Raw genomic sequence first — 8,980 nt, 5'->3', positions numbered from 1 at the left:
CCACCTCCGCAGCCATTTATTGGTGTGGTCTACAGAGGATTATGTCTTTTTAGAGGGGAAAATCCCTAGAACCCCAAATTGCATTAGCGGAAGCAATATTGCGACAAAGCTAGTTGATATTCCAGATTACCTCGAACGCATCACGCCCAATGGCAAGAAGTCACTCGGCTATTGGCGTAATGTAGAATTTCAACGAGTCGTCAGCCTTCTGTAAAAACAAGGCCCCGCGAGTGCGAGGCGATGTGGTTGGATTCAAAAGTCACAATTTACCTTATTTGGTTTTGTTCAACTTTACTTTATACAAAGCCAAAGCAAATGCTCCGATAATTCCAACAGCAATCAAAACCTTTGAAAATATATTGATACGATCACTAGTTTCTTGAACTTGTTTTGCCGAAGTACCGTAATCTAAGAACGGAGACTCATCAATTTGTAAGCTCCATACAGAGCAAGAATAACTCAGTTTTTGCTGGCATTCTTCCTTCGTTTCATCAACCAACACCTCAAACAGCGCATCACCCTGAGTGTTTTCAAAAACTTCCAATAATTTAAGATTCTCTTTTTTTGTTTTAACAATAAGTGCAGGTTCAAATCCACTCAATTTAAATTTGATACCGTTGCTCTTAGTCTCAAATGCATTGAGTTGGCCACTAATGATAGTCAACTCTGCTTTATTTGGAACCCCACCGTCTTTTACAATAAAAACATAGTTTATATAGATGCCAACTAATATAGATAGAATACTTATAACAAACCAAGCGTTAACATACTTTTTTTCAGTCATTTTTGCTCTTCATGATTTTTAATTGATTGAACGATTAGTCTTTTTGGAGTTCATCGACGCCCATTTGTACTAGACCCGCAGTTGCTGTTTCCACGATAGCAGTAGCTTGCTCTTTAACCTCTTGCGCTACTTGAGACTTCGCATTACCTTGAACTGTAACACCAGCAACAACGTTACCGCTAACCGCCGCTACAGCTCCCTCTAACGCTGCTCCAGCTATTGCGACGCCGTCCATTTCTTGACGATTTATTAGTTGAGTTGTGGCTTCGCTTCCTCCACCCGCTAACGCACCTGTTGTCAATGATGCTACCGTGCCAGCTCCCTTTGCCATATTAATCAATGTCCCGATACCACCTGAGGCACCTCCGACTAGAGTTCCAACTGCCATCGCCCCAGCTTTTTCAGCGAAACTCATATCTGAATCTTTAATTGAATTATATGTTGTTGCAGCTCCAATAACTGCCCCGACTATAAATTGAACGAACTCCCCATCAGGGTCAGTATATTTATATGGATTGTTATTAGCGTAAGCATAGCGGTTGAAACCATGTGTAATGCTGTTGCCACGTTGCATGTGCCCCAACGCATCTACCGGGTCATTCGAATAAAACCGGCCGATAACTGGATCATAGTATCGTGCCTGCATATAGCTTAAGCCCAATTCACTATCGAACTTGTGTCCCGCATAGCCTATTTCATTACTAGCAGTCTCATAAGTATCCCCAAATGGCTTATAGTGTCGTCGACTGTTGTTAATAAGTGTTCCACTACTGTTAGATTGCGCGGTAGTACTGCCTAGAATATCAGTATGAATAAAACTTGTTGATGAACTAGAATCTTTTGCTATGAGACGACTTCCAATATAAATGTAGTTTTTCCAAACGCCATTACTCTCGCTGAAGAGAAGCTTTCCATCTTGACTGTAATGATAATATGCCGTGCTCCCGCTCTTCGCAGACTTTACTCGGCGATTGAATCCATCATAGGTAAATGAAAATCCGTTCGCCGCAGTCATCTGATTCGCCAAGTTGTAACTCATACTAAAGTGACTGTTATGAATAATATTGCCACGAGTATCGTAGTTAAAGTAACCATAGGCTTTTGCTTTGCTTCCAGAAGAACTGACACTTTTAAGTCGATTTTGGTTTGAATCAATAGAATAGATTAATGATCTATTAAGGGTGTCCAAACGCGTGATATTACCTAATGCATCATAACTTACAGAGGTGCTACCTGCTTTTGAGCCTCCGGTGGTTGACTTAAGGCGATCTAACCCATCATATGTTAAATTAGTAAGGTTATAACCACTGTCAGTGCCGTCTAGGATACTTTTTATGTTTGCATTGTTGTCGTAGGTATAATCGAACCATGCTAAGCGAGTTGTACCCTTCATATCTGCCATACGAGACGGCAGGTTACTCTGACCAAATAGCGTGGTGTTGTGTGTAACGCTATTGCCATAAGTAAACTGTTTTATGACTCCATGAGGATAAAAGTCTATATTGCTAGCAAAAGTTCTTCCCGAACGGTTAATGTTTGTGGGCTCTCCAAACGCATTTGGAGTCAAGTTGACAACTCGATTTCCTCCCGGGTAGGTGATACCGCGTAAATGTAAATTACTATTGTAGTGATAATCTACTTTCAGTGCTCCGCTGCGTCCAGGTATTACAACAGACTCGCTTTCGACTAAGTTTTGATTGTTGTAAGTGTAACTGCTAATTACACTGCCCGCTTTCAAAGTTTTAATATTACCTACATTATCAAGTGTGTAGTCAATATCTGGAGAGCTATCGGGGTAGTTTACATAGCGTAAATCCCCCAAGTTGTCATAACTAAAGTCAACTGCGTAACTCGGCTTTGAGCTCGAGCAGCTGCTCACAGTACCATGAGCTTGCCACTGAAGTTCTCCCAAAAGATTGAAGCTGCTTCGAACATTACCAATATCTTTCCGCGAGACTAAGCAAAGATTATTGTTGCTATCATAAAAACGGTTTTCAGTCTGTGACTGACTGCCACCACTTTGCGTAATACTTTTTACATTGGCAAAGGTATCATAAGTAATATCGGTAGTGACTCTTTCTGGAGACTCTATCATCGTAGTTGTTTGATAACTCGGTGCCGCAAAAGAGCGATACGAAATTTTTGTAGAATTGCCATTGGCGTCAACAACCTCTAGAGAGTTGTCTGCAAGATAGTTGTATTGAGTAGTGCCCAACCCTGATACTGATTCCGTACTCAAACGGCGAATGGCATCATAAGTCTTTGTCGTACCACGAGACTCACTGCTACTTCCACTTTTGAATGATTCAAAAGTTACCTGGTTGTTGGCATTGTAATCAAATAGTTGATATCGATCTTCTGCACTTCCATTAATTCTTCTTTTCGTCAGCCGATAGAGTGCATCAAACGTTTCTGTAGTCGTAATTGAAGTACTCCCACTACAAGCATCCATCGCAGCATTTAAGGTACAATGTCGAGTTGTTCTAACCAGACCTCCACTACTTAGATAAGAATAGCTGAATAACTGATCACGCCAATTTCCATCACTAACAGACGTATCACTTTCTAAGTCCATTGCCGCAATTAAGCCAGCTTTGTCGTACCTATAACGATTAGAAGTACCATTGAAATCTGTAGACGTTATAACCCAGCCGTTATTGTCTACCACCTTCGTCATTGACATTGTACCGGTTGTATAACGATTGGGGACCCTAACAGTTTGTGCAATGCCACGTTTGTAATTTTCAAAGGTTATTCGTCGCTTGGCTCCAGAGGTGTTCAAGTGCAAATCAACATGCTGCAACTGACCTTTTGACCCGGTTGCGCTGTGGTAGCCAGAATAAGTCTTACGTGTTGTTCCAAAGTACTTTTCGTCTTTTACTTGAAACCGATAGGAAGTGTTAGAAGAGGTCGCGCTATAATAAGTTAACTCTGATAACCTCTTATAAGATTCGTTATTTATACTTACATCTACAGTAGTGGGTTTATTGAGAACCCAAGTAGCAGTGTTGTGCGCAAACCCTTGTTTAATTCGCCGATTACCACTCGGACCGTCCTGCTCAATCAATTGAGGCTTTTCGTAAGTATTAAAATTACTGAAAATTTCTTTATAGTCGGTGCTGATGCCCTCGTCTTGTAAAGAAATATGTTTCTCTACTAATCGAATATGCTTACTAGAAGAAATTGCCTTATCATAAGCATATTGCCCAGAAAATTGTGGGGGTACAGGATTTGTCATGTACTCTGGAATAGCACTTACCCACTCTTTAGTATTTCCGTAATCGATTGGGCTAACTGCAAATAATGACTTAGAATAACTCACTAAATTAAAGTTACTATCGTATGTCGCACTATATAATTGCTGTCCGTTGAGATATCCATACCGCCGATCACTAACGGCCAAGTTGTGACTTCCATCAGGATTGGAGACCAACGTAGCGTTAACATCTGCAATATCTTCTTCGATAAAACTCACATCAGCATATGTTGGCATGCCGTCTATTTCTAACGTAGCATTGTTTGGTTTAGTATCCCCATAAAAGTATCCGTTGATATCGCTATAATTATACGACCAAGGATAAATAGTACCTCCGCCGAGATTTAGTGTCTTTTTGCTAAGAACAAATTGTTGACTAAAAATTTGAAGCTCATAACTTTGATATGGACCACCTTGTCCAAAGTGGTTATGTTCAGGAAGCTTCGGTACAGCAGCTTGGCCTACACATCGCTCCTTTAATGCGAAACTACCAACTGCTCCACCTGGATGAGTTATCGTAATAAAGTCGGCATTAAGAGCGGCCGAACACATTGTGGCAAAAGCGCCGTCAATTTGCGTATTCTCGGCAATTCTGTCTTGTCTCCAGAATTTCGCACTCGAATCTGGATATGCGAACTGCCACTTGCGGGAGTCAGGGCGAGTCACTGTTTTCAACCTATAGACACTGCTATTATTAGTTGCTGTAGGGGCGTCATACGAATAGGTCCACTGCCTGCCATTGGCTACTACAGACTGAACACGTGCATCGGCTCCTGAGGTAAAACTGACGTCTATCGTGCGTGCGTCCGATGATGTGATTTTATCGAGGTTACCATTAGTGTCGTAACTGTATTTTACCCAGTTGCCAAATCGATCTCGGATTTCAGTAACCTGCATAAAAGCATGCACAAGCTGCATGCGGGTTTTTTCGTTAGGTAGACTTTCTCCGCTAATAGGAGGAACCGTACATTGAGGAATACAAGCTGGAATAGATACAAGAAAAACATCTTTAAACGATTTTAATTTTTTAAGGTTACCGAATGTATAAGCTTTTCCATCAGGAAGTGTAACTCTAAAACCATCTACTCCATTTACATCGACGCATTCAATTTTCCAAAGTGAAGTTGTTTTTTTAACCGTTCCATCCTGTAAGATTTTTTGACTGCCAACCCCAGGAATACTAATTGTGTCACCTTGCCAATAATCTTCTTTCTTAAGTTCGAAGTTATATCTAACCGTTCCTTCTCTTATTAACTTGTGGAAGTCGGGATTAGCATTGAGACCTCCTGAGCAAGCCTCGTTACGATACCATGCAGGTTGAATTCCAAACTTAGCTGACGTAAGAGTTCCGTCTAATTCAGTTACGTAAGATGTCCTAACATGGGGAATGGCTAAGCTCCAATTGCCAAGTTCCCTAGTAGCGCCAAACCAATTTCCTGTGTCGTGCAAAGTTCTAGTTAAAGATACATCTATGTCGAAATTACCGGGTATGGAAACATCTGTATGTTGCCACGAAACTGTACCAGTATAGGGATCTATATGGTCCCCCATTAGCTCAGTTGTCAGTGTGGGAACATCGGTTGTAACGTTATTTAACTCATTAAAATTATACGTGAAGGTTTTGGGCGGAATATAATTTTCAATACTATCTTCAAACCCAGGTCCTCCAGGATCGATGACACTTACGCTTGCACTAACTTCACCTTTAGCAGACGATTTAGTAGAGACTTGGCTACTCTCGGAAGAGAAGGCCATAAATGCGAAAATGATAATAAAAAGCTTTATGTTAGGCAGGTTTTTAAAACCAGAAAAATAAGAGTGGTTCATAAAATTCCTTTTTTGAGATATAGACTTCCAATGTCGAAGTTGATAATTAAGAGCATGATATTCGCAAAAAAACAAGAACTATTTCACTAGGCGCGATAAAAAGAAATGAGACACCAGCAGTGAGTTGATTCCGCATTCGGATTTCAAGAATATCTAACGCTACAGGCTTGCGATAACTAGTAGTAATAATGGCTTATGAAACTAGAGCTTTAAAGCATCACGTGGACTCATATTTACTCTTTTTACATTGATAAGAATTTTACAAAGTGCATAGCTTCTAGGTCTACATATTTACATTAGGGGAGTTAGTACAAGTAAGCGTAGCAAATTGACGCCTTATCCAGACCGTTCCAAATCTTCAAATCACTTTCGAAGATTTTACCTCTTGTACTCTAGCGTACCGGGCAATAGAGAGCAGGTCTAACTTTCACCCATAAATGTCAGGGCAATATTAACTCTGGCCCTCAATTAAAGTTGGTGATTTAGACACTGTAAATAGCCTCTATAAATTACTTAGGATGGGTCACAGGAACAAAAAAGCCCTCATAAAGAGGGCTTGAAATTTATAGCTAAAAATTACCAGCGATTACTTTCTACTTTGCCAGTACACCTCAATTGTTTTGCATAACCTACTAAAATAAAAGTATGCAATGACAAGGTAAGCAATTATTGGCTCAACTGAGAACATGGTCTCAATAAAATCGTAACTAATAGAGTTCATGGTTTTCACCAGATGTCTGTTAGCGCTTGATGCGAGGGCTATGAACTGCCCTTTTTTCATTTTTATTTAATTTTTATCACTGCGATTTTAAATAGCCGGACGTTTCTCAACGTTCAATCTTATTATACGATACTATGCGCGTTATGCCGCTCTTTTTTTGAACAGATGGAGCTAGCTCCCGATATTATTTTTCAAAAATGGAAATACATCGGTGTAATCGAAAAAATCACGCCCAGGTGTTAAGGGCTTTTCGTTTTCCAATGCCCGTTTACTGCTTTCGTACTCTTCCGGCATAAACGTTTTCACTGTCACTACTCGAGAAACCCCGCCGAATTTATTCGGCTTAATTGTGTAGCTTAAGGGTATATAAAAGCCATCGATAATAATGTATTGCTGTGTTTGAGGAGATAAACCGTTAGCAATCGCTTTGTATTCATCAAGTGTATACCCCTCATCGTTTGCCCCACTGTTATAACGAGACAATTCAAGTGCGGCAAATAATAATTGGCGAGTAATTCTCTGCAGAAATTTCCAAAGGTCCGATGGCGTTTTCACCTCGTGACCGCACCGCATAATGAGCCTTACAAGCGAATGTTTTGAAAGCTCTACAAAGAAGACGCCAGCGCCCATCGACGTTTTAGGATTAGTAAACGTTAAATCAAAGGCAATTTTGTCGTAACTTTCAATTGGCATGCGAGGCGCATTAAGTGATGCCTTACTAGAAAACAAAACCCATTCACCCCATATAACTTCCCAATTCTTTGTATCTTTAAAGCGCTGTGAAATCAGTGTGGCTGATGAACGTTCCTTACACCTAGCAAGTACTGCCTTGCATTGTTTGCGATGGCTACCATGAACCACAAAGTCCGGCTCACTAAACTGATGATGCAGTTTGCGCATGATCCGGTTCACTAATCCTTTAGCAAGTGATTTATCCACCAGCTGACTCCTTTCTAGCCGTTTTAAAATTTGTTCTCGAATTAACTAACTTAACACTATACTTCAGACATAAATTAATCTTTTTACTCACAAACAATGCCGTCACCGTCCCTGTCATACATAAACTCATAAGCTGGGTGGCCTCTTTTAACAGGGGTAATGCCATGACTTCGAGCTTCAGCACAGGTAATCTTGCCGTTGTTGTTCGTGTCATACCGCTCTAAGGGGTTACTGGCGCCACTAGCAGCAAAGTCCATTTGCTCAGTGTGTATGTCCTCAAAGACCATTTCAAAACTTGAGCAGTTACTCATAACCTCTTCAAGGCTAGTTGCCTCTGCTCTATCAATCGTTAAGCCGTACTTTTTTCTTACAGCAACAACACTATGACTAAACCAACACTTATTTCTTTCCGGTAGCCATTCTCCGCCGTCGTAGCCACATTTACCACCAGCACCACATCGATTCACGTTAGGGGCTGCTAGAGTTAGATTTAATGGGTCTGTAGCAAAAGCAATCCTCACTTCTGGCGAAGCCTTACAAAGGCCTGAATCATGCCCTTCAGAAACACTGACAATATGTTCGATATCTGTTTCGCTATCTGTCTTGAAGTATCTTCCAGTATAGGGGCCGTATACCTTCCCCCCCATTGAGCGGACAATCTCATCTTCTACAGACTGGGGATAAGGGTATTGGCTTTTCCTATCGAAGGGGGAGCACCGGTTCTCGGGTGCAACCTCTAACCCTCTCCAGGTCTCAGCATTGCTAGCATCAATCACAAGTAGTGTTACAAACATAATTAAAATGGAATATCGCATGGTCTACCTCTGAGGGGCATAGGCTTTATTGACCTTAACCCCATTCGTTGTTTATTTATATTAGGCGGTAATGTCGCGCTTAAGGTGGAATGCTTCAAATGTCTTATTCAAAGCTTCATTGTTCCAACCCACATCTTTTGCAATCGGTGTAAGTGCATCAGCCGAGCTGATGTAATACACTGCACGGACGCCGTTTAGCTGCATATCTTCAGTTAATCTCCTCGCTGAAACTCCTATTGAAGTAATGAACTTAGCAAGCCTTTTTTCCATCACCATATATGCACCATGCAACCCCATTGAAGAGACTGTGTAGCCAGCAAATAGAATTAACGCGGGGGTAATACCGGTGTTTCTGTATTTTCGAAGTAACGAAAAGCGGCTTACTTCACCGTTGCTGCTGTAGTTATTTATTCGAGCCGGGTGGAGTATATGGTCTTCCCCTAAGAGCTTACCAATTGGCAAATCAGCACCCAATATAATTCTGAACGTTCCTATAAATTCACCCTCTGTTCTATCGAACATTAGATAGTGCTTTGCAAGTTCATCGTGGCTGTTTATTTCGTATCCGTCCGGTAATCCCACCTAGCGGTTAGTAAACTGCCATGGTAGTAGTTGCTCGATAATCGGCTCTGGCTTGC

5 protein-coding genes and 1 pseudogene are annotated in these 8,980 nt (G+C 41.1%); 1 reads left to right on the top strand and 5 read right to left on the bottom strand.

Features of this window, described 5'->3' with window-relative positions; translation table 11 throughout:
• Positions 1–214: pseudogene (locus tag NO989_RS21065) on the top strand (hypothetical protein); the annotation flags it as partial.
• A 57-nt stretch (positions 215–271) separates the two neighbouring features.
• Here NO989_RS21065 and NO989_RS21060 read toward each other — a convergent pair.
• The 5 genes from NO989_RS21060 to NO989_RS21040 form a co-directional block, all read right to left on the bottom strand.
• Positions 272–784, bottom strand: a complete 513-nt coding sequence (locus tag NO989_RS21060) for a hypothetical protein (RefSeq protein WP_069945748.1) — start codon at positions 782–784, stop codon at positions 272–274.
• Between the two features lie 34 nt (positions 785–818).
• Positions 819–5,867, bottom strand: coding sequence for an RHS repeat-associated core domain-containing protein (locus tag NO989_RS21055; protein WP_371343151.1), 5,049 nt, complete (start codon positions 5,865–5,867; stop codon positions 819–821).
• Between the two features lie 892 nt (positions 5,868–6,759).
• Entirely contained in the window at positions 6,760–7,527 is a 768-nt protein-coding gene (locus tag NO989_RS21050) for a hypothetical protein (RefSeq protein ID WP_371343150.1), read from the bottom strand.
• Positions 7,528–7,610: 83 nt separating this feature from the next.
• Positions 7,611–8,342: an excalibur calcium-binding domain-containing protein gene (locus tag NO989_RS21045; protein WP_371343149.1), complete on the bottom strand. Its 732-nt coding sequence runs from the start codon at positions 8,340–8,342 to the stop codon at positions 7,611–7,613.
• Positions 8,343–8,402: 60 nt separating this feature from the next.
• Entirely contained in the window at positions 8,403–8,924 is a 522-nt protein-coding gene (locus NO989_RS21040; RefSeq protein ID WP_371343148.1) for a GNAT family N-acyltransferase, read from the bottom strand.
• Between the last annotated feature and the right edge of the window lie 56 nt (positions 8,925–8,980).

Origin of the sequence: Alteromonas sp. DY56-G5, from assembly GCF_041414725.1 — a bacterium.
Lineage (GTDB): Bacteria > Pseudomonadota > Gammaproteobacteria > Enterobacterales > Alteromonadaceae > Alteromonas > Alteromonas macleodii.
The sequence above is the reverse complement of the archived record's forward strand: the minus strand, read 5'-3'. Positions and strand labels throughout refer to the sequence as shown.

Excerpts from the sequence above, each read along its gene's own strand:
- NO989_RS21055 (WP_371343151.1), bottom strand. The coding sequence starts at position 5,867 with ATGAACCACTCTTATTTTTCTGGTTTTAAAAACCTGCCTAACATAAAG.
- NO989_RS21045 (WP_371343149.1), bottom strand. The coding sequence starts at position 8,342 with ATGCGATATTCCATTTTAATTATGTTTGTAACACTACTTGTGATTGAT.
- NO989_RS21060 (WP_069945748.1), bottom strand. The coding sequence starts at position 784 with ATGACTGAAAAAAAGTATGTTAACGCTTGGTTTGTTATAAGTATTCTA.